The organism is Cycloclasticus pugetii PS-1 (assembly GCF_000384415.1).
In the GTDB taxonomy this organism is placed as follows: Bacteria; Pseudomonadota; Gammaproteobacteria; order Methylococcales; family Cycloclasticaceae; genus Cycloclasticus; species Cycloclasticus pugetii.
Genome location: NZ_ARVU01000001.1, coordinates 1216253 through 1239105, shown reverse-complemented (window position 1 = coordinate 1239105; position 22853 = coordinate 1216253). Strand labels below are relative to the sequence as shown.

Sequence of the window (22853 nt, the reverse complement as noted above, 5' to 3'; positions counted from 1 at the left end):
GTTAGGGGGTAATATGGAACGTGAGTCAATGGAGTTTGATGTAGTGATCGTTGGTGCTGGGCCTGCTGGCTTATCAGCGGCCTGCAAACTGATGCAGTTAGCGCAAGAAAGAAACCAAGAATTAATGGTTTGTGTTATTGAAAAGGGCTCGGAAGTTGGCGCACATATTCTATCGGGTGCGGTGATTGAACCCACAGCGATGGATGAGCTGTTTCCTGATTGGAAAGAAAAAGGCGCACCATTAAAAACAAAGGTCAAAGGAGATGATGTTTATTATTTAACTGGCCAAGAAAAAGGTATCAAAACCCCTAACTTTTTAATTCCTAAACCGATGCATAATGAAGGTAATTATATTGTTAGCATGGCTAATGTGTGTCGTTGGTTGGCTGAGCAGGCAGAAGGGATGGGTGTTGAAATTTTCCCTGGGTTCACGGCATCAGAGGTTTTATATAATGATGATGGCAGTGTTAAGGGTATTTTAACCGGCGACATGGGCGTTGCTGAAGATGGTTCAGAAAAAGATGGCTACATGCCAGGTATGGAATTGTTGGCTAAACAGACGATTTTTGCTGAAGGCTGCCGCGGTCACCTTGGTAAGCAGTTAATGGAAACCTTTAACCTGCGTGAAAATGTTGACCCCCAGCATTATGGCTTAGGAATTAAAGAAATTTGGACAATTGAGCCGGAAAAACACGAAGAAGGGCTTGTCGTGCACACGGCTGGCTGGCCGCTTGATAACCACACTGAAGGCGGCGGCTTTTTGTACCATATGGAAAATAATCAAGTCGCACTTGGGTTTATCGTTGCATTAAATTATGACAACCCACATTTGAGCCCGTTTGATGAAATGCAACGTTGGAAGCTTAACCCTAAAATTTCTCAGTTCCTTGAAGGTGGAAAACGGATCGCATACGGTGCACGTGCAGTTAACAAAGGAGGAATGCAGTCAGTTCCTAAGCTTAGTTTCCCTGGTGGGCTGTTAGTGGGTTGTGATGCTGGTTTCCTAAATGGTGCAAAAATTAAAGGCAATCATACGGCCATGAAAACCGGAATGTTAGCTGCTGAAGCAATTATGGAGTCGATGTTAGCCGGTGATATTGCAAATAAGGCATTAACCGTAATGGACGATAAATACAAATCATCTTGGGTATTTGATGAATTGTATAAAACCCGTAATTTCGGCCCAGCGTTACATAAATTTGGTACGTTACTGGGTGGCTCATTTGCTTGGTTAGACCAAAATATTTTTGCAGGGAAGATGCCTTTTACTTGGCATAACACCACACCCGATCATGAAACTTTAAAACAAGCTTCACAGTGCGAGGCGCCAGACTATCCAAAACCTGATGGAAAGCTTACGTTTGATAAATTGTCATCTGTTTTTTTATCTAGCACGAATCATGAAGAAGATCAGCCTTGCCATTTAAAATTAATAGATCCTTCTGTTCCAATTAAACATAATTTGCCGCTGTATGATGAGCCAGCTCAACGTTATTGCCCAGCTGGGGTTTATGAAGTGATTGAAGATGCTGAGGGCCAGCCAACGTTTCAGATTAATGGCCAAAACTGTGTGCATTGCAAGACATGTGATATTAAAGACCCTACACAAAATATCACCTGGGTGACGCCTGAAGGGGGCGGTGGGCCGAACTATGCCAATATGTAGTTATGTTATAATCATTCAATTTAGTTAATCGTAAATTTAGCCATGTCGACAATACCAGCAGCTGCTCCAAAAAATAAAGTGAAGAAAACCAGAGAGAGAATTTTAGATGCTTCAGCAGCTTTGTTTAGTAAGCAAGGTTATAACGGTACAGCATTAAGAGATATAGCCAAGTCATTAGATATGAAGGCGGGTAGTCTTTATTATCATTTTGATTCGAAAGAACAGCTAGTTCTTGAGATTTTAAAGATTGGTCTTGAAAATATAATTAATACCGTGCTTGCTCGTGTTAATGCGTTGCCAGAAGACGCGTCGACTCAAGAGGTCTTGATGGAGGCTGCAAAGGGACATTTAACTGCTTTGCTTGAAAAAGGAGACTATACCTCAACGAGTATTCGTAACTATGGGCAAATGCCAACTGCAGTCCAAGAAGAAGGGCGTGTAGGACGAGATAGGTACGAAAATATTTGGCGAAAATGGCTAGTTGCCGCACAGGAAAAAGGTGACATTAAAGCCGATGTCGATTTAAAAATATTAAGGCTGTCTTTACTAGGCTCACTTAATAGAACACTCGCTTGGTATTCACCTGGTGGTAAAACAATTGATGAAATTGCAGAAATTCAAATTGGTTTTTTCTGGGATGGTATTAAAGGGTCATAGTATTAAAGTGAATAACGTCAGCCAACTGTTACGTTATTCACTTTAAATTTAGTGGTCGTTATAAATGACTTGTTAATTCTGTCACGCTAGAAAATGAGGCCAAATTTAAAATAGCTTGTTGAATCTCAGTTGCTTTGTTTTTTGAGATTGCCAATTGGCAGTTAAGGAAAAATTTCTTAGCAATATCGTCAGCACTTAACGGCCTATCAAAACAACCTCGGTTTTTATGTTCGCGATGTTTCAGGACGCGCCCATCTTTTAAGGTGATATGTACTTCACCGGAGTAATAGGTTGGGAAACCAGAGTTTGGGTCTACCTGATAAATCACTTTTTTTGCTAATGCTGCAACGACAGGGTCTGCCAAGGGTGTAGGTTCTAGATCTGCTAAAGTAAAATCGTGGCGGACTAAAGCAACAGCAACTAAGTAAGGCACACTAAATTGAGCTTCATATGCACAGGTTGGTGCTTGTTTGTTCTCAAGCGGCTCGCACACTGTTTTAACAACTTCCTCGGGAACTAGTGCTGTAATGCTCTCAATTTGATCGACCGTTAATTGATGCTCTTTCGTTAAGTGTAAAGTAGCATCAATGCAAGCATGGGTGAAATGGCAAGAAGGGTAAGGCTTAACGCCTACATTCATAACCTCCCAAACAGAATTTAAGCCGGCGGTTGCTAAATCATAATCACAACCCGGTTCCAGCCCAATCAAGTGACTGTTGTATAAACCAAAACGCCCTTCATAAGGCAAACTCGGGCCAATATATCCGGCCTTAGCAAAGGTCGCTGCCATAATGCCAGATACGGCAGCCCAGCCTGGGTGATAACGCTTGGTCCATGCGCCATCTTCCAAAAATTCAAAATTACCTGAAGCCATACTTAAGGCAATACCTTGCGCCATCGTCATCTGTTCTACGGGCAGCTTCATTAACATGGCAGCGACAAGGGAGCAGGCAAATGCTCCTGCGATTCCGGTGGGGTGATGACCGACTTGGTGAAAGGCTCCTTTTGCAACCATTCCAAGTCGAGCCCCGACTTCCATGCCTGCTATATAGGCGGCTAACATCTCTTCACCGGTTGAATTACATTTTTCAGCAACTGCTAAAACACAGGGCCAAACTGCTGAGGTCATATGCACTACACCTGCGACATGAGTATCATCAAAATCTAGTCCATGTATGAGTAAGCCATTGGCCAGCGCAGCATCTCGGTAGGGCATTTTTTCACCTGTTCCGAGTACAATATGCTCACCGGGCTCCTTAAAGAGACGTAGTGCTTCGAGCCCTTTTTTGCTGAAATCATATTGAGTTGAAGCATAGGCGATACCTGTTCCATCTAGAATTAGTTGTAAGGCATATTGCTGAACATCAAGGGGGACGTTATTGAGATTGAAACCATGAACAAATTGAGACAGTTTAGTTGAGATGGTTTGAGAAGCTTGTTTATTCATTTAGCGTTATCCAATGTGAGTAAATGTTATTTTATTGTGAAAAATAACATAAAAAAGCTTAAATTACTTGCAAAATCTAACGATTGTTAGTATTTTATATGGTTGTGCTTTATGCCCTAAGGGTGAGGAGCAAATTGCCTTGAAGGCATTTTGTTTATTGATGCCGAATTTTTTAATTGGTAGCCACTGCCTATGAAAGCTTAGTAATTTAGGCAAAGTAAAACAATTGAAGACTAGAAACGTGAGGGCGTAAATGAAGAGGTGTGCCTGTTTTCTAGTGATCCAAAGCAAGATGATAACTAACAGTAGGTAATACTAAGACACTAACAAGAGTTAGGCAGACGCACTATTAACCGCCCGGGTGTCTATAATGGCTTCACGAATTAGTTGAAGACTATAAAACGAGAGTTAAGCGGCTATAGATCAACAATAAAACTATCAACCCATACCGTTTAGGGTGTAGAGAACCAATCAATAAAACTTATTTAAAAGATAAATTTAATAAACTAAGGCAATAAAGGAGTTATACGTGGATTTAAATTATACCCCCGAAGAAAAAGCCTTCCAGCAGGAAGTGCGTGAATTTATTAAGGAAAATTACCCTAAAGATATACAAGAAAAAGTAGCTAAAGGTATTGCCCTTAAAAAAGAAGACTACGTACGCTGGCAAAAAATTCTGGCGGCTAAAGATGGTTGGGTTGCTCCAGGTTGGCCTGCTGAATATGGTGGCCCAGGTTGGACGCCGGTGCAAAAATATATCTTCGAGGAAGAGTGCGGTGCAGCTAATTGCCTTAGGACAGTAGCTTTTGGTTTAGTGATGTTAGCACCGGTGTTGATGAAATATGGTACGCCTGAACAACGCGATAAATATCTAAATGATATTCTTCATAGTAATGTGTGGTGGTGCCAAGGTTATTCGGAACCTAATGCAGGTTCAGATTTAGCTTCATTACAAACAAAAGCTGAAAGACAGGGCGACCATTACATTGTCAATGGCTCAAAAACATGGACAACACACGGCCATTACGCCGACATGATGTTTACACTGGTAAGGACCAGCCAAGAAGATCGAAAACAAAAAGGCATTAGCTTTTTATTAATTGATATGAAATCGCCAGGTGTTTCAACCTCGCCGATTATTACGGTTGATGGCATGCATGTGGTTAACCAAGTATTTCTAGAAAACGTGAAAGTGCCGGTAGAGAACCTAGTGGGCGAAGAAGGTGAAGGCTGGACAATTGCTAAATCATTATTGATGCATGAGCGAACATATATTGCGCAAGTACCTCGTTCAAAAAGACAAATTAAACGTCTTAAAGAGCTCGCTTCAAAAGAAAAATATAATGGTAAGCCACTGATTGAAGATGCGATGTTTAAAGCGAAAATATCAGCGGTTGAAATTGAATTAATGGCCTTAGAAATGACTAATATGCGCGTGTTGTCCAAACTTGCATTGGGCGATGCGCCGGGTGCTGAGTCCTCGCTTTTAAAAGTTAAAGGGACAGAGGTTCAACAAGCAATCACTGCTTTATTAATGGAAGCAGTTGGTTATTTTGCCTTGCCTTACGTAAAAGAGTCTATGACCGAAGGTTGGCAAGAAGAACCTATTGGGCCGGAAGAAGCATCAGTACTGACGCCTCACTATTTAGATTGGCGTAAATCATCCATTTATGGTGGATCAAATGAAATTCAAAAGAACATCATGGCGAAGGCCGTGTTGGGCCTTTAAGCAGTAGGAGTAGTTAAATGAATTTAGAATTTACTGAAGAAATGATCATGTTGCAAGATGGGATACATAAGTTCTTGCAAAATGAATATGACTTTGAGACTCGCCAATCACTTAGTCGTACAGGCATTGGTTACAGCGAAGAAAATTGGCAAAATTTTGCTGATATGGGTTTATTGGGCGTGCCATTTGATGAAGAGTTTGGCGGTTTTGGTTTTGGCCAAACAGGTTTGATTGTAATAATGGAGGCGATTGGTAAAGGTCTTGTTGTTGAACCGTATTTAGCCTCTATTGTATTGGGTGGTTTATTGATTCAACGAGCTGCAAATACTGAACAAAAAGAAGCCATTTTACCTGCTCTTATTGCAGGGGAAATGAAACTAGCATTTGCCTATGCCGAGCGTCAATCACGCTATAACTTAACTGACGTTGAATTTAGCGCACAGAAAAAAGCAGCTCAATACTGTTTGTCTGGTGCAAAATCGGTGGTATTTAATGCAGAAACGGCGGATAAAATAATCGTTTCAGCTAGAACCAGTGGTGATAATTTTACGCCAGAAGGGATTTCTTTATTCATTGTTGATAAAGATATAGAGGGCTTAACCTCGCGTGATTATGAAACAGTCGATGGCCTACGTGCTTCTGAATTAACATTTGATAATGTCATGGTAGATGAAAGCGCCCTTGTTGGTGACTTAGATGGTGCATTTTCCGACATTGAATATGTGATTGATGCTGCAACAGCTGCAGTTTGTGCCGAAGGGGTTGGTGTGGTGACTGAGTTGCGTGATAAAACTGTAGAATACCTTAAAACACGTAAACAATTTGATCAGCCCATTGGTAATTTTCAAGTACTTCAGCACCGCTGTGTTGATATGTTTATGACCGAAGAACAACTGCGTTCGTTGTCCTATCTGGCCGCTATCAAGGTGTCAGAAGATGATACGACTGAACGTGTAAAAAGTGTCTCTGCGGCTAAAGTTTATTTGGGAGACGCTCGATCAATTGTTGGTGAGCAAGCCGCTCAACTACACGGTGGTATCGGCGTAACCGATGAATTAGATGTTGCACATTATGTAAAACGTTTAACCATGATGAATGCAGTGTTTGGAGACCGTGATTATCATCTACAGCGTTTTAGTCAGGCTTAAAGGACGTATTAATATATGGGGATGTTGACCTTTCCGATAGCCAGCAAACCGGAGTTTGGTCTTCCAATGAAGGTAGAAGAAGGCATTTTCTTACTGAAAATGCCTATTCCCTATGCGTTAGATCATATCAACCTTTGGTTGTTGAGGGATGGGGAAGGCTGGACGATTATTGATTCTGGGTTTTATAGTGAAGAGGCAACTTTACTATGGAATAAGGTATTGGTAGATTTTTGTCATAATGAACCGATTCAGAAAATAATCATTACTCATTTTCACCCTGATCATGTAGGCATGGCTCAATGGTTAGCGCATAAAACAAATGCGCCCGTGCATATGAGTCAAATTGAATTTTTGACTACCCAGATGGCGTGTCAAGAGTATTCTAAGCAGCAAAAAGCTAGACGTAGGGAATATTTTGAGCGTTTTGGTTTAGCTCAAGAAGACATTCAACAGCTACAAGATAAAGTCGGTGGTTATGTTACCGGTGTTCCGGAGGCACCTACCTCATATCAGCGTTTGGTTGATGGGCAGTCACTGTTGATTAATGGCGAGCAATGGCATTTATTACAATTTAATGGCCACAGCCCCGGGCATATTTGTCTGCATAATAAGCAACGAGACCTTCTTGTCTCCGGAGATCAAATATTGCCTAATATTTCGCCGAATGTCAGTGTTAATTTCTATGAAAGTGATGCAGATCCACTGGCTGATTATTTATCCAGTTTAGACACCTTGGCAACCTTAGGTGCCGATACGGTGGTATTGCCATCACACGGTCGAATTTTTAAGGGCATTAAGGAACGTGCAACAATGCTTAAAGAAGGGCATCGTAAATCATTAGATCAAATTTTAGCATTTTGCCAACAAGCTCGGTCAGGGTTGGAGGTATTGCATACGCTCTATGGCAAACGATTAAGTCTATTCAATTTATCGTTGGCAACGGGTGAAGCGATGGCGCATTTAAATTATTTAATTGGAACAGGTGAGGTGACACGTAGTGGCGACCTGGTTTATCAATACAAAACAAATTAAACAGAGAATTGATGATGAGCACTTATGTGAAGTATAGCAGTATGTCTGAAGGTGATGATTTTCTCGACCCAGTACCATCTTTTGAGGTGACAGCGGAGCGTGTGGATAAATACATTGAATCGACACAGGATGAAACACCTCAGCTAAGAGAAGAGGATCAACAAGGGCGCCGTATTGCACCACCCATGTTGGCGGCGGTATATGTGATTGAAGCACTACGTACACGCGTAGGCCCACCGGGCGGAATTCATGCAAAACAACAATTTAAATTTCATCGGCCTGCCTATATTGGTGAAACGCTCTATACCTCGGCAAAAGTTCTTAAGTTGTATGAAAGGAAAGGGCGTAACTACGTTGAAATGACAACGCAAACGCACAACCAAGAAGGAGAATTAGTGACCAGCGGGATGATTACACGGATCTGGGGGAAAGAGGCATGAGCGAACTAAAATCTTATGAAGGGTATTGTGTCGGTGCTTCAATAGGTGAATTGACTCAAGCTGTCGATCAAAGCATGATTGATGCTTATGCTGACGCGTCAGGCGATATCAATCCTTTACATATTGACCCTGAGTTTGCGAAAACCACTTTTTTTGGTCGGACGATTGCTCATGGTTTATTGACACTTGCATTTGTTTCTCGAGTTTTATCAGCTTGGAACTGGCAAGGATGGGCTTATGGTGGTGAATTGAATGTGTCATTTTTAGGCCCCGTTTACCCCGGTGATACTGTGTGCGTATCAGGTGATATTGAACAGATAGAGAAAAGAGAAGATGGCGTGTATGCTCGATGCCAACTGGTATGTTTCTGTGGTGAAAGAACCGTTTTAAAAGGCTTTGTCATTAGCAAAATATCAAAATAAGGATACAGGCAATCGATTAACTATTTAGCGGTAAAAAGGGGGTATGTATGGCAAAGCACTTAACACCTGAAACGAAAATATCGACCACAAATGAGCAACAGATTTTGGTTCGAAACAAAGATCTGGTCAATGAGTTGATGGGGCATGTTAGTTTTACCGAAATGTTCTTTTTACATTTGATGCAACGCATGCCTAGTAAGGGGGAAATAGCTATTTTCGATGCTGTTTTGGTCACCTTAATGGAGCATGGCTTAACGCCCAGTGCGATAGCCACTCGATTGACAATAATGGCAGCCCCAGAATCGGTTCAAGGTGCTATATCGGCAGGTTTACAAGGAATTGGTAGTGGATTAGTGGGCACAATGGAGGGCATGGCTAAGAATTTACAAGATATTATCACCGCAGAAGAAGGGTTAGAGGCCAGTTGTTTACGCATTGTGAACGGCTTCAAAGCAACACGCCAAGCAATCCCCGGGTTTGGTCACCCCTTTCACAAACCAGATGACCCGCGAACGCCGCGACTCTTTGAAATAGCTCGTCAAGCAGGTGTAGAGGGGCATTATATAGATATTGTTACTACACTATCTAAAACGGTTGATCAAGTATACGGCAAGCACTTAACCATTAATGCAACCGGTGCGATAGCGGTCGTGTTATCAGAAATTGGTGTGCCATGGGACGTGATGCGTGGTATAGCAGTAGTGACTCGCAGTGCTGGTCTGCTAGGCCATATAAGTGAAGAAAGGGAACACCCCATTGCACCATTTATTTACTCGCACATTGAAGACACAGTGCCGTATACCGGCAAACGTACATTAGATGACTAGGTTGATTACCTAATAATGGTTAATACGATTTAGCTAAACCTAATACGCGTTCTGCAATATAACATAAGGCAAGCTGAGGACTGACAGGGGCAATTCTTGGTATCATTGATTCACGAAGATAGCGTTCAACGTGATATTCTTTTGCGTAGCCAAAACCACCGTGAGTCATAACTGCTGTTTCACAAGCATGAAAACCTGCTTCTCCAGCCAAATATTTAGCTGCATTAGCCGCTGCACCACAGGGTTGATTATTATCATATTGCCAAGCAGCCGACATGGCCATCAGCCAAGCAGCTTCTAACTCAGACCAGCACACAGCTAATGGGTGTTGTATGCCTTGGTTTTGGCCAATGGGGCGATTAAAAACATTACGTTCTTTAGCGTAATCGGTTGCTTTTTTTAGCGCAACCCTTCCAAGGCCTATGGCTTCTCCTGCAATTAAAATACGTTCAGGGTTCATCCCATGAAGAATGTATTCAAAGCCTTTTCCTTCTTCGCCAATACGGTCTTCAAGCGGTATTTCTAGGCCATCAATAAATAATTCATTTGAATCAACCGCTTTGCGCCCCATTTTTTCAATTTCATGAACGCTAATTTTATTACGGTCGAAGTCGGTATAAAAAAGGCTTAAACCATGCGTAGGTTTTTTAACGTCTTCTAAAGGAGTTGTTCGTGCTAATAATAAGATTTTATCAGCCACTTGCGCAGTGGAAATCCATACTTTTTGCCCATTAACAATATAACGGTCGTCTTTACGGATAGCCAAGGTTTTAAGCTGCGTCGTATTCAATCCGGTGTTCGGTTCAGTAACAGCAAAACAAGCCTTTTCGCGACCTTCAGCCATGGGTCGTAGCATGCGATTTTTTTGCTCCTCGGTACCAAACACGACAACGGGGTTTAAGCCAAAAATATTAATGTGAACGGCTGATGCGCCAGACATACCCGCTCCTGATTCAGCAATGGTACTCGCCATAATGGCAGCTTCGGTAATACCTAAACCTGAACCACCATAAGCTTCAGGAATACAAATTCCCATCCAGCCACCGTCTGCCATTGCTTGGTAAAAGTCATGTGGAAAACCACCTTGCTGATCGCGCTTTAACCAATAGTCATCATCAAAAGGCTTGCAAAGCTTTTGAATAGAGTTTTGAATGGCTTGCTGTTCTTCAGTATAGGAAAAATTCATTACTTGATTGCCTACTAGGTCGTTAATGGGTTATCTGGTTTAGATAATTCCAGCATCTAAACTAGCCGCCATAAAAAGGCCAAGCTCTTCGGCTTGGCCTATAAATTCTTCTTTAAAATCACCACGACAAATAAGCGGTTGTTGAACAATTTTCCATCGTAGGCCGGTTAAAATAGATTCAATCGCTCGTTTTGTGCCAGTGCCATCATTGCCTGCACGAATAAGGACTGCACAGGGCATGGCTTCTGTTTTATCCATGCACGGATAATAGTTACGATCAAAAAAATCCTTTAAGCCACCACTCATATAACCTAAGTTTTCTGGCGTAGCTAAAATTAATGCATCTGCATTGAGTACATCTTCTGCCTTTGCTTCTAGCGCGGGTATAAAAATAGCTTCGACGCCGTTTACCTCATTACTATTTGCACCCTTTAAGACGGCATTTATCATCCGTTTTATATTCGGCGAGGGTGCATGAGCAATAATAGCTAAGCGTTTCATTTTATATAAAAAACAATTATTTATCAGTTATTTACGTGGTTTTTCTAATGTTATTTGCATTTCTTTAAAGCGCTCTATTTCTTCTGGGCTGTAGCCGGCATCCGTTAATATTTCGGTATTGTTTTCACCATATTGGGGAGGGCGGCATTTAAATTTCCCCGGAGTTCGCGATAGTTTTATAGGAATGCCTGTGCCTCTGTACTCGCCCGACTCTATGACCATTTCTCTTGCTTTAGTTTGCGGGTGCTGCAAAGCATCTTCAACCGTTTGTACTGCGCCAGCAGGAATACCTTTGCTCATTAATTCTGCGGTCATCGCTTTGCCATCGCGGTTAGCCAGTAAATCTTCAAGAATAACGCGCAACTCAGCTTTATTTTTGGCGCGGTTAGCATTAATCGTAAAACGTGGATCTTGTGCTATTTCAGGGTGACCTAATTCTTTACATAAACCAGCAAACTGACGATCATTACCAATCCCTAGAAACAACATCCCATTAGCGGTAGGGAAGAGGTCATAAGGTGTGATGTTTGGATGCGCGCTACCGAGGCGTTTTTGTGGTTTACCATCTAAAAACCAGTTGGCGGCATGCGGGTGAATTAAGCTCACCGCCGTATCATATAAACTGACTTCTATTGATTGGCCTAGCCCAGAAGTTTCTCGCTCATATAAGGCTAATAATATCGCAATAACTGCATTCATGCCGGTGGTCAAGTCAACGATAGGCACACCAATTCGAACAGGTGGGCGATCAGCGTCACCGTTAATGCTCATTAAGCCGGACGTGGCTTGAGCAACGGCGTCGTAACCAGGGAAACCAGCGTAGGGACCATTACTGCCAAAACCAGTTACACGGCAATGAATTAAGCGAGGAAATTTCTTTTGTAATACATCAGTAAAGCCTATACCCCATTTTTCGAGTGTGCCAACCTTAAAATTTTCAACAAGAACATCTGCTGTTTCAAGTAAGCGGAATAGAATTTGGTGTGCTTCAGGCTGACGCATATCTAAGGCAATGCCTTTTTTATTACGATTAACCCCATCGTAATAGGCACTTCCACGTTCATGATAAGGAGGGCCCCAGCCGCGTGTTTCATCACCTGCGGGAGGTTCAACTTTTAGAATTTCTGCGCCATGGTCGCCTAAAATTTGAGTACATAAGGGGCCACCTAAAACGCGTGATAAATCAACGACTTTTATGCCGTTTAAAGAAGGGTTACTCATACTATAAAACTGCCTCTGTTCCTAGAATTGTTGTTACTTGACTGGATAGTACTCCACCATTGCCGTTGACCAGAGCAACTTCTGGGTTATCAACTTGTCGTGCACCACACCCACCACGTAGTTGTTGAATGGCTTCAATAAGAATGAAGATGCCGTACATACCTGGGTGGACACATGATAGACCGCCACCATTGGTGTTAACTGGTAGGCTACCGCCGGGTGCAATATTACCATTTTCGACAAAAGCGCCACCTTCGCCTTTTGCGCAGAAACCTAAGTCTTCAAGGAAAAGGATAGTGTTAATAGTAAATGCATCGTAAAGCTCAACAACATCAACATCGTCTTTTGTTAAACCGGCCATTGTAAACGCACGCTTTCCAGCGTCTACGGCAGCGGTGGTTGTTAAGTCCGGCATTTGAGTGATTTGACGATGCCAGTGAGCGGTACCAGTGCCTAATACATAAACGGGTTTATTCGGAAAATCTTTTGCCCGTTCACTCGATACCATAATAACAGCACCACCACCATCGGTTACTAAGCAGCAATCTAGTAAGGAAAGAGGGTCGCTAATCATGCGCGAATTAAGCACATCGTCGCGAGTAAGTTCATCGCGAGCGAAGGCGGCTGGGTTTAATTGCGCCCATTGACGAGCTGCAACAGCTACATCAGCCATTTGTTCACGCGTTGTACCGTATTGATGCATATGACGAGCCGCAGCGAGTGCGTAGGAGCTTATTGGATAACGGGGTTTATAAGGTGCTTCATAAATTTGTTGTTCAGACATGGTGGCCAATTTTCCACCGGCTGTTCGCTGATTACTGCCATAACAAATTAAAGCAACATCACATTGGCCTGTTTTAATGGCCATTGCAGCATTTAAGGTATGTGCTACAAATGATGAACCACCCACCATACTGCTGTCAGAAAAACGCGGTTTGATGCCTAAGTACTCTGCTGTACTCAATGCCGGCATAAAATGATAAGACGAACCGGTGAAAATACCGTCTACATCGGATAGTTTTAAGCCAGCGTCATCTAACGCGTTATGCGTAGCCTCGGCTAGGATATCTAATGGCATTCTCCCATGAGCTTCGCCGCAACCGGCCAAACCAACGCCAACAACCGCAGATGAACCTCTTAATTCATGTGACATCTTTTAAACTCCCTGTGTTGGTACGAAGACAATAAAAGAACTGTCTTCATCATTTTTGATAACGGCGCTGACTTGATCACCAATTTTTACATCTAATGGGTCAACACCTTCAACGCGGCTCATCAGGCGAGGGCCTTCTTCTAATGTGACGTGACATACATTGTAATTACCGCCGCGTTCGGGCTTACGTCGAACGGTTGTTGTTGAATAAACTTCACCTTTTCCGCTGACCGCTGTCCATTCAAGGTTAAAACTACCGCAATGAGGACAAACGACTCGAGGGAAGAAATGAAATTCTTGGCAGTCTTGACATTTTGGTAAGGAAAAAACACCTTTTTTTAAAAAATCATCGTAGATTTGATCAGGGCCTGGGCCGCTAAATCGCTCATTTTTGGTGCTCATTTATATTAACTCCTGTACAGGTTTTGTTGAGGCTAAATAGTCTTTTTATAAACCTGAAATTCTAACAATTGTTATGTTGTTTATCCAGTGAATTAATACAAATGGACGCGAGAATAATGATAGCTTGAGTGGTTACCAGTGAATATTAACAGGACGAGTTAAAGCTTTTCTTAATAACCACGCAGACAATAAAGAATTGATAAAAACTCTTTATGCAACGAATAAAAAAGTACCTAGGGATGCTGACAATAAAAATCGTTAGGTGACTTGGCAAGAGAAAAAAACGGATGTCAGTCGTTATGCTTGGGGTTTTTTATACAGGGCTTATATTCGGGCTCCTATTGCTTGTTCATGAACTTAGTTGAAATTATGGCGACAAAAGCTTGGGCTTTAAATTAGTCTAAGAAAAATAATAGACTTTGTTATTCTTATGATTCGCGGTATCTAGAAAAACAACAACTCGTTAGTTATTAATTGAAGCGCTTATATAAAGGATGTTATGAAAAAAATATCAATACAAGAAAAAATGAGACCCAATGGATGTTTTGGTTGTGGGCAAGATAACCCTTATGGTTTGCAAATTGAAAGTCATTGGGAAGGTGACGAAGTAGTTTGCCAATGGACGCCTAAGGAATACATGATTGGGCCGCCAAATTATTTGTATGGCGGAATTTCTGCCAGTTTAATTGATTGTCACTCAGTCAATACAGCCTTGTCGTATGCTCATAAAAAGGTCGGAAATGATGATAAATACGACCGAAGCATTCAGATGGTGACCGGCTCAATGAACCTTCGCTATATAAAACCAGTTCCGATGAAGGAAGTTGAATTACGTGCCACAGTGGAAAAGGTTGAGGGTAGAAAATATTTTATTAAAACAGAGTTACAAAGTGATGGCATAACCTGTGTCAGAGGCGATGTAGTAGCGATTCAACTTAAAGCAGCACAGTGACTCTTAGTTTGTTCGGTTTATAAGATTAGAAGACCAATAAAGGCCCCAGTTTTTGCTGAGGCCTTTATTGGTTTATAACGTTTTAACTACTTTTTTTGACAGTGTGTAATTACTGTTGATCTTTGGTTAATGACTCAACAGGTTTAGGCTCCACAGGCTTAGCTTCTACAGGCTTAGCCTCTACAGGCTTAGACTCTACAGGCTTAGACTCTACAGGCTTAGACTCTACAGGCTTAGACTCTACAGGCTTAGACTCTACAGGCTTAGACTCTACATCTACTGGCTTTGAAGTGGCTGCACCTTGATTGGTTTCTGGTGAGCCATTTGCCGTGTCGAGAGGCTTAGGTTTGTTGCTTGTTGTACGCCTTCTTCTGCGAGGGTGGCGAGTACCGTTTTTAACCCCTGTGTTACCAGTTTCAGTGGACTTAGCTTCTACAGGTTTAGACTCTACAGATTTAGACTCTACAGATTTAGACTCTACAGATTTAGACTCTACAGATTTAGACTCTACAGATTTAGACTCTACAGATTTAGACTCTACAGGCTTAGATTCTACAGGCTTAGATTCTACAGGCTTAGATTCTACAGGCTTAGATTCGTCAATATTAGTGTTTTGTGACTTAGGTGCATCGCTGTTAGGTGAACGTTTATTGGATCTACGTCGTCTTCTAGGTCGTGATGGTTGCTCAGCATCGTTTTGTTTGGTTTGAGCTGGTTTTGGGTTTGTTTTTTCGTTTGAACCATCAACATTAGCAGCCTGTGATGTATTTGGGTTCTGCTTACTCTGATCTTTGTTATTTCTATTTTTATTTCTGTTTTTATTACGGTTTCTATTTTTATTTTCGTTTGGGTTAGCGTTGCGTTGTTGGTTGCCTTGCTGATTATTGCTCGTTTTATTTGCTTTAGCCGGCTCTTTTTTAACAGGTTGTTTTTCTGATGACGGCACTATTTTGCTTAACAAACGCTTAAAGAAACCATCGTTGGCTACGTTTGATGGTGCTGTTGGGCGTTGTGTAGCAGGCATAACATTCTTAACGGCGGCCGTTTCTTGGCTGACGGCTTCACGTTGATATGGTTTAGCATCTCGAGTCTTACTATTTTGTAAGCGCTCATGACTGGCAGCCGTATCTTGTTTTGCTTCTTTTGTACGAATTCGTTCTATTTCGTAATGAGGTGTTTCAAGATGTTTATCAGGAACGATAATCAACGATACTTTATGAGTCTCTTCAATTTGCTCAACTTCAGAACGTTTTTCGTTAAGAACAAAAGTCGCGCAATCAATGGGGACATGAACAACTACCCGCGCTGTATGCTCTTTCATCGCTTCTTCTTCCAGAATGCGAATAATGGATAAAGAGAGCGATTCAACACTTCGAATAGTACCCTGGCCATGACAGCGTGGGCAAACAGGCAAGCTAGACTCTGTTAGCGATGAATGGATTCGTTGACGAGACATTTCCAATAAACCAAAGCGTGAAATTCTGCTGAATTGAATACGTGCTCTGTCATGCTTCATCGCTTCTTTAATGCGATTTTCTACCATCCGTTGATTTTTAGTAGGCCCCATATCAATGAAATCGATGACGAATAGGCCGCCCATATCACGAATACGAAGTTGTCTTGCAATCTCATCAGCAGCTTCAAGGTTGATATTGAGTGCGGTCGTTTCAAAGTCAGCACCTTTTGTAGCACGAGCTGAGTTGATGTCGATGGAGGTGAGCGCTTCAGTTGGGTCTATAACAATAGACCCACCAGATGGAAGAGGGACTTCACGTCCGTAAGCGGTTTCAATTTGGCTTTCGATTTGGTAACGCGTGAACAAAGGAACGGAGTCTTCGTAAAGTTTAACGCGCGATAAATATTGCGGCATAATTTGCTGCATAAAATCATGTGCTAAATTAAATGATGCTTCACTATCAATCAGAACTTCATCAATATCAGCACGTAAGTAATCACGAATAGAACGGATAACAAAGTTGCTTTCTTGGAAGATCAAATAGGGCGCTTTACGGTCTTTTGAAGCGAGACTAATGGCATCCCACAAATGTGTAAGATAGTTTAAGTCCCATTGGAGCTCTTCGACTGACTTACCAACACCGGCAGTACGAACGATGAGGCCAATATTTTCTGGAATTTCAAGTTGATCAAGTACTTCGCGTAAAGCTGTTCTATTATCACCGTCAATACGGCGTGAAATACCGCCCGAACCCGGGTTGTTTGGCATTAATACTAAATAGCTACCTGCTAAGCTAATTTGTGTTGTCAGCGCTGCGCCTTTATTGCCACGCTCTTCTTTTTCAACTTGTACGACAATTTCCAAACCTTCTTTAATTTGGTTTTTGTCTTTTATATCTTGGGTGTCTAAGCCAATCGCTTGACCGGTAATTTCTTTAAATGGAAGGAAACCATGGCGGTTAGCACCATAGTCAACAAAAACGGCTTCTAAGCTACGTTCTACGCGGGTAATAAGTCCTTTATATATATTTGATTTTTTCTGTTCTCTTGCAGGTACCTCTATATCAAGGTCATATAGTTTTTGTCCGTCGACAAGGGCCACTCGTAACTCTTCTGTGTGAGTGGCATTGATTAACATTCTTTTCATTTGTTTCTTTTCCTGATGCCGCATAGTGCACAGAAATTATTGGGAGGCGAGAAAGGTGGAGTAGTTTCATATACTAATTGTTATCTTTAAATTTTAGTGGTTTAAAAATAGTTTGTTTCTCACTTGGTTCAGACATAAAAGCTTAAACTTATTTTATTAATTGGCTTTATTGAAATGTCCGTATTAAATTTCTGTATTTATGGGCAATTAAAAATCGCTCATCATGGGTCGAGCAAATAAAACCCGTTTGAATGCCAGTTGTGTAACTGATGCATTCAGATCCTGTTGTAAAGCTGAATAAAGTAGCTGACCTACTTCAATGTAACCACCCCAAAGGGCGAGTTATAAAACGACAGATTAGCTTTGCTAACAGACAATCGTTATCATGTTCACTGAGTTTAATAATTCTTATCTAATACCTATTAAACTTTTCGGACTATAGCAAATTAAGCTAATAACATCAATCAGATATACACTAAAGTTAAAACTATATGAAAACAGAGGCGTATGACAAAGTTCGGTTTATTGAGGTCGACGAAAATTCAGTAGGTCAACGCTTGGATAATTTTTTAATGACGCAGTTAAAAGGCGTTCCTAAAAGCCATATATACAAGATTATTCGCCGTGGGGAAGTCAGGATTAATAAAGGGCGAGCAAAAAACATCTATCGTTTAAAGGTCAATGACCTGGTGAGGGTGCCACCAGTAAAAATGGAAGAAAAAAGCACGTCATCACCAGCAAAGTGGATGTTGTCGAGCCTTGAGGAAAGGGTGATATATGAAGACGAACACTTATTGGTGCTTAATAAGCCTTCTGGTATGGCTGTTCATGGCGGAACGGCAAACAGTCACGGGGTAATTGAAACATTACGGTTTTTACGCCCAGAGGAGCGTTATTTGGAATTAGTTCATCGTTTAGATAAGGCGACCTCTGGCTGTTTATTGATCGCAAAAAATAGAAAAATGTTAAATGGACTGCAATCATTATTACGCAATAGAACAATAAGCAAAACATACACAGCATTACTCTGTGGTGTTATCCATAAACAGTCCGTCAACGTGAATGCACCGTTGGAAAAGCGGACATTAGAAAGTGGCGAACACAGGGTGCGTGTTCACCCTGAGGGTAAAAAGTCGGAAACCTTGTTTGAGAAATTGGCGCAATATAAAGGGGCAACCTTAGTATCAGCGTCGCCTAAAACGGGTCGAACACACCAAATAAGGGTGCATGCTAAGCATTTTGGTCACCCTATTGCCGGAGATGAGCGCTATTCAACACCGGCACAGTATAAATCTTACCGCGAGAAAGGCTTAATGAGGCTTTTTTTACATGCAAGCAAGCTTGAGTTTATACACCCCTTAAGTGAAAAAAAGGTCATGTTTGAAGCGCCTCTAGATAACGAACTTGAAATGTTTTTAAAAACACTATGATTACTCAGTACGATTTAATAATTTTTGATTGGGATGGCACCCTAGTAGACTCTATTGATTGGATTGTTGAGTGCATTCAGATAATAGCTAAGCACCAAGGCATAGATCAACCTAGCCAACAAGCCTGTAAAGATATTATTGGCCTGAGCCTGTCAGAGGCAATGGTAACCTTATTTCCAGAGCTGTCTGATGATGAAAAAATAGCCATGGTTGCTGCCTATCGTGAGGTTTATTTAGCTAAAAAGATTTCAACAAAAGACTTGTTTGTTGATACATTACCGACCTTGGAAAAGTTAAAACAAATGGGTAAAACGTTAGCAGTGGCGACGGGTAAAGGGCAATCAGGTTTGGATAGAAGCCTTGATGGAACAGGGCTTCGCCCTTATTTCGACCACCTTAGGTGTGCTGAAAAAATGCAATCGAAACCTAGCCCACATATGTTATTTGATATTCTTGACGAAAGTGGTATCCAGCCAGACAAGGCGATAATGATTGGTGACTCAACATTAGATTTAAAGATGGCGAATAATGCAGGTGTATCCAGCATAGGCGTCACCACGGGTGCCCACTCACATGAAATATTATCAAAACAGATGCCGGTAGCGTGTATTAATAATTTAATGGAAATATTTGAGGGGTAAGAATGGCGTTTTTTAACAAAGATAAATCAATACCGAATGATCAACAGTGGGAGAGATCTGTATTAGAGAAGGTCGCTTTGGCTTCTGTCATAGAGCAACGACGGACACGACGATGGAATATTTTTTTCAAGCTTTTATTGTTAACCTACATCATTTTTATCAGTAGCTTGGCTATGTCACCGATGTCTGATGTAAGCACATTATCAAAAGGTCCACATACCGCGATGGTTGATGTTAAAGGAATCATTGTTTCGGGTGGCGAGGCAGATGCTGAGAGTATTATTAAAAGTCTAAAAAATGCAGTTAAAGACCCCAACACTAAAGGAATTGTTTTACGGGTGAATTCTCCTGGTGGAAGTCCCGTACAATCGAGTTATGTTTATGAGGCTATTCGAGAGCTCAAAAATACTCACCCAACACTACCAATTTATGCAGTGGTTGAGGATTTATGTGCCTCTGGCTGTTATTTTATCGCGTCAGCGGCGGATAAAATATTTGTCAACCAATCTAGCATTGTCGGCTCAATTGGCGTGGTGATGAATGGCTTTGGCTTTACGGACACGATGAAATCATTGGGTGTAGAGCGTCGTTTATATACTGCCGGAGAGCATAAAGGATTTTTAGACCCATTTTCCAACGTAAAACCTGCTGAAAAAGCACACGTTCAAGGGATGTTGAACGATATTCATACAGAATTTATCGAGTCTGTAAAAAGTGGCAGAGGAGAGCGTTTAGCAGAAAACCCAGATTTATTTAGTGGTCTAGTGTGGGCTGGCTCTGAGAGTATTGAATTAGGTTTGACTGATGCTATTGGTGATGTTCGATCTGTTGCGAAGAATGAAATTGGCGAAGAGAAAATTGTTGATTTTACAGCCCAGCAACCCTTTCTTGAGAAATTGGCAAAAAGTATGGGCGCTGCTACGGCATCGTTCATGGCTAACTTTACAACACTGAATAAAGTCTTTTTGTTTTAGAGGCGTATAGAAGATAAAATATTCAGCTAAAATTCATGCGAAATGAATAAACTGTTAACCACTCAATGAGCTTTTTATAATGATATGCGCACTTTAAAAGTAATTTTGTTCACTATTTTTTGCAATATGGCTATTTCAAGTCATGTTTTAGCGTGTGATGAGATGATTGTGTTAGCTGTTGCAGATATTATCAGTTTGGATGAAGCGATCAAGACAGTTAAAAAGAATAGTAAAGGGAAGGTTCTTGACGCTCAAACAAAGCAAATGAATGGGCAACCAGTTCACGTAATCAAGGTGTTGACTGATAAAGGACATGTTAAAAAAATTCGTGTTCAAGGTACACGAAAATAACGGAAAGGTTTTTTTATGCGAGTTCTTGTAGTTGAAGATGATCAATCCTTGCAGGAGCAACTGGTTGAGAATTTAACGAAGAGGGGGTTTGCTGTCGATGCGACAGATAATGGTACTGATGCTCTTTATTTTGGTACAGAGTACCCCATTGATATTGCGATTGTAGACCTTGGCTTGCCAGATATCCCAGGGATGGAAGTTATAAAGCAGCTTCGTGCTAAAGATATCAATTTCCCAATACTTATATTGACAGCTCGTGCACGTTGGGAAGAAAAGGTTGAGGGTTTAGAGGCAGGCGCAGATGACTATTTAGTTAAGCCATTTCATACCGAAGAGCTATTAGCGCGGATGAATGCGTTGATTCGTCGTTCTGCCGGTGTTGCATCTCCAATGCTTGTGTGTGGCCCAATATCATTGGATAGCAGTGCACAGCAGGTTTTGGTGGATGAAAAGCCTGTTGTATTAACCGCTTATGAATATAAAATGCTGGAATATATGATGATGCATTCTGGTAAGGTTATTTCAAAAACTGAAATTACGGAGCATATATATGATCAAGATTTTGACCGTGATAGTAATGTAATTGAAGTGTTTGTAGGCCGATTGCGCAAAAAATTAGACCCCAATGATCAACACAAGCCGATAGAAACACTAAGAGGACGAGGCTATCGCTTTTCCATTCCGCTTAATCACTAGTTAGTTTAAAGCTGTAGATGAATAACAGCATACAGTCTCGGTTAATTTTTTCTGCCAGTGTGGTGTTGTTTTGCTTTTTAGGCTTAGCAGGCGTAGTTTTAGATGCGGCCTATCAAAAAGGCGCACAAAATGCTTTAAACGACCGACTTCAAATTCACCTGTACTCTATTCTTGGAAAAGCCGAAATCAGCCGTACCAATAAACTAGTGATGCCGACTAACTTATCAGAACCGAGGTTCTCACAGCTTAGTTCAGGCTTATATGCCTATATTTTTGACCTTAACGGTGAAATGGTTTGGCGAAGTACCTCATCGATAGGTAAATTAATAGAGCCCATTAAGCGTTTAAAGCTAGGTCAAAAAGCCTATATAAAAAACCACCCGGGCCGTCAAGAAAGTGTTGCTTTACACTATAAAGCAACGCTGGAAAACGAACACTCTCAGCAGAAGACTTTTGAATTTGTTGTTATTGAGTCTACCTCAAGTGTGGATTATCAGATAGCTGGATTCCGATCTGTTTTATGGCAATGGTTAGGTGGCATCGGGCTGATATTAATTATTTTACAGTTTTGGATTATAAGGGTTAGCTTAAGGCCGTTAAGGCATATAGTTGATGACCTAGAAAGCATTCAAACCGGCGATGCAAAGTATTTAGATAACGATTATAGTCATGAATTAAAAGAGGTTGCTAATACACTCAATAAGCTTATTGATAACGAGAGAACACATTTAAAACGCTACCGAAATACCTTGGCTGATTTGGCACATAGTTTAAAAACCCCTTTATCCGTTTTAACGGGGATTTATGAAAAAGAAAATTTATCGCAAGACGATAAAAAAGTTATTGAGAATCAAACCTTGCTAATGAGGCAAATGGTTGATTATCAGTTGCAAAAAGCTGCAGCTAAAGGACACCAGACGTTAGCAAAACCGTTAGATGTAGAGTTAATAGTGTCGCAAATTATCGATTCATTAAACAAAGTCTATGCTGATAAATCATTGAAGGTGATAAAAGATATTGAGCCGAATCTTTTGTTTAATGCAGAAAAAGGGGATGTTTTTGAGCTGTTTGGTAATTTATTAGATAATGCTTTTAAATGGGCGAATACGGTTGTAGAAGTTAGTGTTAAAAAGGTAACGAATGATTCATCTTCAAGTATTGAAATTACCATTGAGGATGATGGGGTTGGGATTTGTGATGATGAAATTGAAAATGTTTTAAAAAGGGGGATTAGGGCTGATGAGTCTGTTCATGGTCATGGCATTGGCTTAGCGGTCGTGAATGAATTGGTATCACTGTATAAAGGAACGTTAACATCGGGCCAAAGTCGGTTAGGCGGGCAAAAATGGACAATAGTGTTTCCTAAAAACTGACAT

Annotated in this window: 22 protein-coding genes; 15 read left to right on the top strand and 7 right to left on the bottom strand. The window is 41.2% G+C overall.

Features of this window, described 5'->3' with window-relative positions:
• Positions 1 to 13: 13 nt before the first annotated feature.
• Complete coding sequence (locus CYCPU_RS0105990) at positions 14 to 1666, top strand: electron transfer flavoprotein-ubiquinone oxidoreductase (protein ID WP_020162190.1); 1653 nt, start codon at positions 14 to 16, stop codon at positions 1664 to 1666.
• Positions 1667 to 1708: 42 nt separating this feature from the next.
• Positions 1709 to 2323: a TetR/AcrR family transcriptional regulator gene (locus tag CYCPU_RS0105985; RefSeq protein WP_015006001.1), complete on the top strand. Its 615-nt coding sequence runs from the start codon at positions 1709 to 1711 to the stop codon at positions 2321 to 2323.
• Between the two features lie 58 nt (positions 2324 to 2381).
• Here CYCPU_RS0105985 and CYCPU_RS0105980 read toward each other — a convergent pair whose 3' ends face one another.
• Entirely contained in the window at positions 2382 to 3770 is a 1389-nt protein-coding gene (locus tag CYCPU_RS0105980; protein ID WP_016390217.1) for an MmgE/PrpD family protein, read from the bottom strand.
• Positions 3771 to 4299: 529 nt separating this feature from the next.
• Between CYCPU_RS0105980 and CYCPU_RS0105975 the strand changes: the two genes are divergently transcribed.
• The 6 genes from CYCPU_RS0105975 to CYCPU_RS0105950 are packed head-to-tail and all read left to right on the top strand — an operon-like array spanning position 4300 to position 9368.
• Positions 4300 to 5499: an acyl-CoA dehydrogenase family protein gene (locus tag CYCPU_RS0105975; protein ID WP_015005999.1), complete on the top strand. Its 1200-nt coding sequence runs from the start codon at positions 4300 to 4302 to the stop codon at positions 5497 to 5499.
• A gap of 17 nt (positions 5500 to 5516) precedes the next feature.
• The gene (locus tag CYCPU_RS0105970) at positions 5517 to 6647 is read left to right on the top strand and encodes an acyl-CoA dehydrogenase family protein (protein WP_015005998.1); all 1131 of its coding nucleotides are present in this window, start codon (positions 5517 to 5519) and stop codon (positions 6645 to 6647) included.
• A 15-nt stretch (positions 6648 to 6662) separates the two neighbouring features.
• Positions 6663 to 7679 carry an MBL fold metallo-hydrolase gene (locus tag CYCPU_RS0105965; RefSeq protein ID WP_020162189.1) on the top strand — a complete coding sequence of 339 codons (1017 nt, stop codon included), beginning with the start codon at positions 6663 to 6665 and terminating at the stop codon, positions 7677 to 7679.
• A gap of 11 nt (positions 7680 to 7690) precedes the next feature.
• The gene (locus CYCPU_RS0105960; protein ID WP_015005996.1) at positions 7691 to 8119 is read left to right on the top strand and encodes a MaoC family dehydratase; all 429 of its coding nucleotides are present in this window, start codon (positions 7691 to 7693) and stop codon (positions 8117 to 8119) included.
• Complete coding sequence (locus tag CYCPU_RS0105955; RefSeq protein WP_020162188.1) at positions 8116 to 8541, top strand: MaoC family dehydratase; 426 nt, start codon at positions 8116 to 8118, stop codon at positions 8539 to 8541. The genes CYCPU_RS0105960 and CYCPU_RS0105955 overlap by 4 nt, the downstream gene beginning before the upstream one ends.
• A gap of 47 nt (positions 8542 to 8588) precedes the next feature.
• Complete coding sequence (locus CYCPU_RS0105950) at positions 8589 to 9368, top strand: citryl-CoA lyase (RefSeq protein ID WP_015005994.1); 780 nt, start codon at positions 8589 to 8591, stop codon at positions 9366 to 9368.
• A gap of 19 nt (positions 9369 to 9387) precedes the next feature.
• Here the strand turns inward: CYCPU_RS0105950 and CYCPU_RS0105945 are convergent, their stop codons facing one another.
• From CYCPU_RS0105945 to CYCPU_RS0105925, 5 genes are read right to left on the bottom strand one after another with little or no spacing between them, the layout of a single operon-like run.
• A complete protein-coding gene (locus tag CYCPU_RS0105945) occupies positions 9388 to 10554 on the bottom strand; it encodes an acyl-CoA dehydrogenase family protein (protein ID WP_020162187.1) in 1167 nt (388 codons plus the stop codon).
• 39 nt (positions 10555 to 10593) lie between these two features.
• Positions 10594 to 11055 carry a flavodoxin family protein gene (locus tag CYCPU_RS0105940; protein ID WP_020162186.1) on the bottom strand — a complete coding sequence of 154 codons (462 nt, stop codon included), beginning with the start codon at positions 11053 to 11055 and terminating at the stop codon, positions 10594 to 10596.
• Positions 11056 to 11082: 27 nt separating this feature from the next.
• The gene (locus CYCPU_RS0105935) at positions 11083 to 12276 is read right to left on the bottom strand and encodes a CaiB/BaiF CoA transferase family protein (RefSeq protein ID WP_020162185.1); all 1194 of its coding nucleotides are present in this window, start codon (positions 12274 to 12276) and stop codon (positions 11083 to 11085) included.
• Between the two features lies 1 nt (position 12277).
• Complete coding sequence (locus tag CYCPU_RS0105930) at positions 12278 to 13429, bottom strand: thiolase family protein (RefSeq protein ID WP_020162184.1); 1152 nt, start codon at positions 13427 to 13429, stop codon at positions 12278 to 12280.
• A gap of 3 nt (positions 13430 to 13432) precedes the next feature.
• Complete coding sequence (locus tag CYCPU_RS0105925; RefSeq protein ID WP_020162183.1) at positions 13433 to 13831, bottom strand: Zn-ribbon domain-containing OB-fold protein; 399 nt, start codon at positions 13829 to 13831, stop codon at positions 13433 to 13435.
• Between the two features lie 499 nt (positions 13832 to 14330).
• Between CYCPU_RS0105925 and CYCPU_RS0105920 the strand changes: the two genes are divergently transcribed.
• Positions 14331 to 14783 (top strand): PaaI family thioesterase, encoded by a 453-nt coding sequence (locus CYCPU_RS0105920; RefSeq protein ID WP_020162182.1) that lies wholly within the window; start codon positions 14331 to 14333, stop codon positions 14781 to 14783.
• Between the two features lie 109 nt (positions 14784 to 14892).
• On the opposite strand, the gene CYCPU_RS0105915 is transcribed toward CYCPU_RS0105920, so the two are convergent.
• Positions 14893 to 17385, bottom strand: a complete 2493-nt coding sequence (locus CYCPU_RS0105915) for an Rne/Rng family ribonuclease (protein ID WP_020162181.1) — start codon at positions 17383 to 17385, stop codon at positions 14893 to 14895.
• Positions 17386 to 17876: 491 nt separating this feature from the next.
• On the opposite strand from CYCPU_RS0105915, the gene CYCPU_RS0105910 reads away from it, so the two are divergent.
• From CYCPU_RS0105910 to CYCPU_RS0105885, 6 genes are all read left to right on the top strand, one after another.
• On the top strand, positions 17877 to 18815 hold the full coding sequence (locus tag CYCPU_RS0105910) for an RluA family pseudouridine synthase (RefSeq protein ID WP_016390633.1): 939 nt from the start codon (positions 17877 to 17879) through the stop codon (positions 18813 to 18815).
• The gene (locus CYCPU_RS0105905) at positions 18812 to 19456 is read left to right on the top strand and encodes an HAD family hydrolase (protein ID WP_015005985.1); all 645 of its coding nucleotides are present in this window, start codon (positions 18812 to 18814) and stop codon (positions 19454 to 19456) included. Before CYCPU_RS0105910 ends, CYCPU_RS0105905 begins: the two co-directional genes overlap by 4 nt.
• A 2-nt stretch (positions 19457 to 19458) precedes the next feature.
• Entirely contained in the window at positions 19459 to 20430 is a 972-nt protein-coding gene (locus CYCPU_RS0105900; RefSeq protein WP_015005984.1) for a S49 family peptidase, read from the top strand.
• Positions 20431 to 20514: 84 nt separating this feature from the next.
• Positions 20515 to 20781, top strand: coding sequence for a PepSY domain-containing protein (locus CYCPU_RS0105895; RefSeq protein WP_016390636.1), 267 nt, complete (start codon positions 20515 to 20517; stop codon positions 20779 to 20781).
• Positions 20782 to 20796: 15 nt separating this feature from the next.
• The gene (locus CYCPU_RS0105890) at positions 20797 to 21477 is read left to right on the top strand and encodes a response regulator transcription factor (protein WP_015005982.1); all 681 of its coding nucleotides are present in this window, start codon (positions 20797 to 20799) and stop codon (positions 21475 to 21477) included.
• Between the two features lie 17 nt (positions 21478 to 21494).
• A complete protein-coding gene (locus CYCPU_RS0105885) occupies positions 21495 to 22850 on the top strand; it encodes an ATP-binding protein (RefSeq protein WP_020162180.1) in 1356 nt (451 codons plus the stop codon).
• Positions 22851 to 22853: the final 3 nt, after the last annotated feature.

What these genes read in the sequence shown, in the direction of transcription:
- CYCPU_RS0105955 (WP_020162188.1), top strand. Translation starts at nt 8,116, where the DNA reads ATGAGCGAACTAAAATCTTATGAAGGGTATTGTGTCGGTGCTTCAATA.
- CYCPU_RS0105900 (WP_015005984.1), top strand. Translation starts at nt 19,459, where the DNA reads ATGGCGTTTTTTAACAAAGATAAATCAATACCGAATGATCAACAGTGG.
- CYCPU_RS0105920 (WP_020162182.1), top strand. Translation starts at nt 14,331, where the DNA reads ATGAAAAAAATATCAATACAAGAAAAAATGAGACCCAATGGATGTTTT.
- CYCPU_RS0105890 (WP_015005982.1), top strand. Translation starts at nt 20,797, where the DNA reads ATGCGAGTTCTTGTAGTTGAAGATGATCAATCCTTGCAGGAGCAACTG.
- CYCPU_RS0105950 (WP_015005994.1), top strand. Translation starts at nt 8,589, where the DNA reads ATGGCAAAGCACTTAACACCTGAAACGAAAATATCGACCACAAATGAG.
- CYCPU_RS0105960 (WP_015005996.1), top strand. Translation starts at nt 7,691, where the DNA reads ATGATGAGCACTTATGTGAAGTATAGCAGTATGTCTGAAGGTGATGAT.
- CYCPU_RS0105945 (WP_020162187.1), bottom strand. Translation starts at nt 10,554, where the DNA reads ATGAATTTTTCCTATACTGAAGAACAGCAAGCCATTCAAAACTCTATT.
- CYCPU_RS0105970 (WP_015005998.1), top strand. Translation starts at nt 5,517, where the DNA reads ATGAATTTAGAATTTACTGAAGAAATGATCATGTTGCAAGATGGGATA.
- CYCPU_RS0105940 (WP_020162186.1), bottom strand. Translation starts at nt 11,055, where the DNA reads ATGAAACGCTTAGCTATTATTGCTCATGCACCCTCGCCGAATATAAAA.
- CYCPU_RS0105990 (WP_020162190.1), top strand. Translation starts at nt 14, where the DNA reads ATGGAACGTGAGTCAATGGAGTTTGATGTAGTGATCGTTGGTGCTGGG.
- CYCPU_RS0105915 (WP_020162181.1), bottom strand. Translation starts at nt 17,385, where the DNA reads ATGAAAAGAATGTTAATCAATGCCACTCACACAGAAGAGTTACGAGTG.
- CYCPU_RS0105935 (WP_020162185.1), bottom strand. Translation starts at nt 12,276, where the DNA reads ATGAGTAACCCTTCTTTAAACGGCATAAAAGTCGTTGATTTATCACGC.
- CYCPU_RS0105895 (WP_016390636.1), top strand. Translation starts at nt 20,515, where the DNA reads ATGCGCACTTTAAAAGTAATTTTGTTCACTATTTTTTGCAATATGGCT.
- CYCPU_RS0105985 (WP_015006001.1), top strand. Translation starts at nt 1,709, where the DNA reads ATGTCGACAATACCAGCAGCTGCTCCAAAAAATAAAGTGAAGAAAACC.
- CYCPU_RS0105885 (WP_020162180.1), top strand. Translation starts at nt 21,495, where the DNA reads ATGAATAACAGCATACAGTCTCGGTTAATTTTTTCTGCCAGTGTGGTG.
- CYCPU_RS0105910 (WP_016390633.1), top strand. Translation starts at nt 17,877, where the DNA reads ATGAAAACAGAGGCGTATGACAAAGTTCGGTTTATTGAGGTCGACGAA.
- CYCPU_RS0105965 (WP_020162189.1), top strand. Translation starts at nt 6,663, where the DNA reads ATGGGGATGTTGACCTTTCCGATAGCCAGCAAACCGGAGTTTGGTCTT.
- CYCPU_RS0105980 (WP_016390217.1), bottom strand. Translation starts at nt 3,770, where the DNA reads ATGAATAAACAAGCTTCTCAAACCATCTCAACTAAACTGTCTCAATTT.
- CYCPU_RS0105905 (WP_015005985.1), top strand. Translation starts at nt 18,812, where the DNA reads ATGATTACTCAGTACGATTTAATAATTTTTGATTGGGATGGCACCCTA.
- CYCPU_RS0105925 (WP_020162183.1), bottom strand. Translation starts at nt 13,831, where the DNA reads ATGAGCACCAAAAATGAGCGATTTAGCGGCCCAGGCCCTGATCAAATC.
- CYCPU_RS0105930 (WP_020162184.1), bottom strand. Translation starts at nt 13,429, where the DNA reads ATGTCACATGAATTAAGAGGTTCATCTGCGGTTGTTGGCGTTGGTTTG.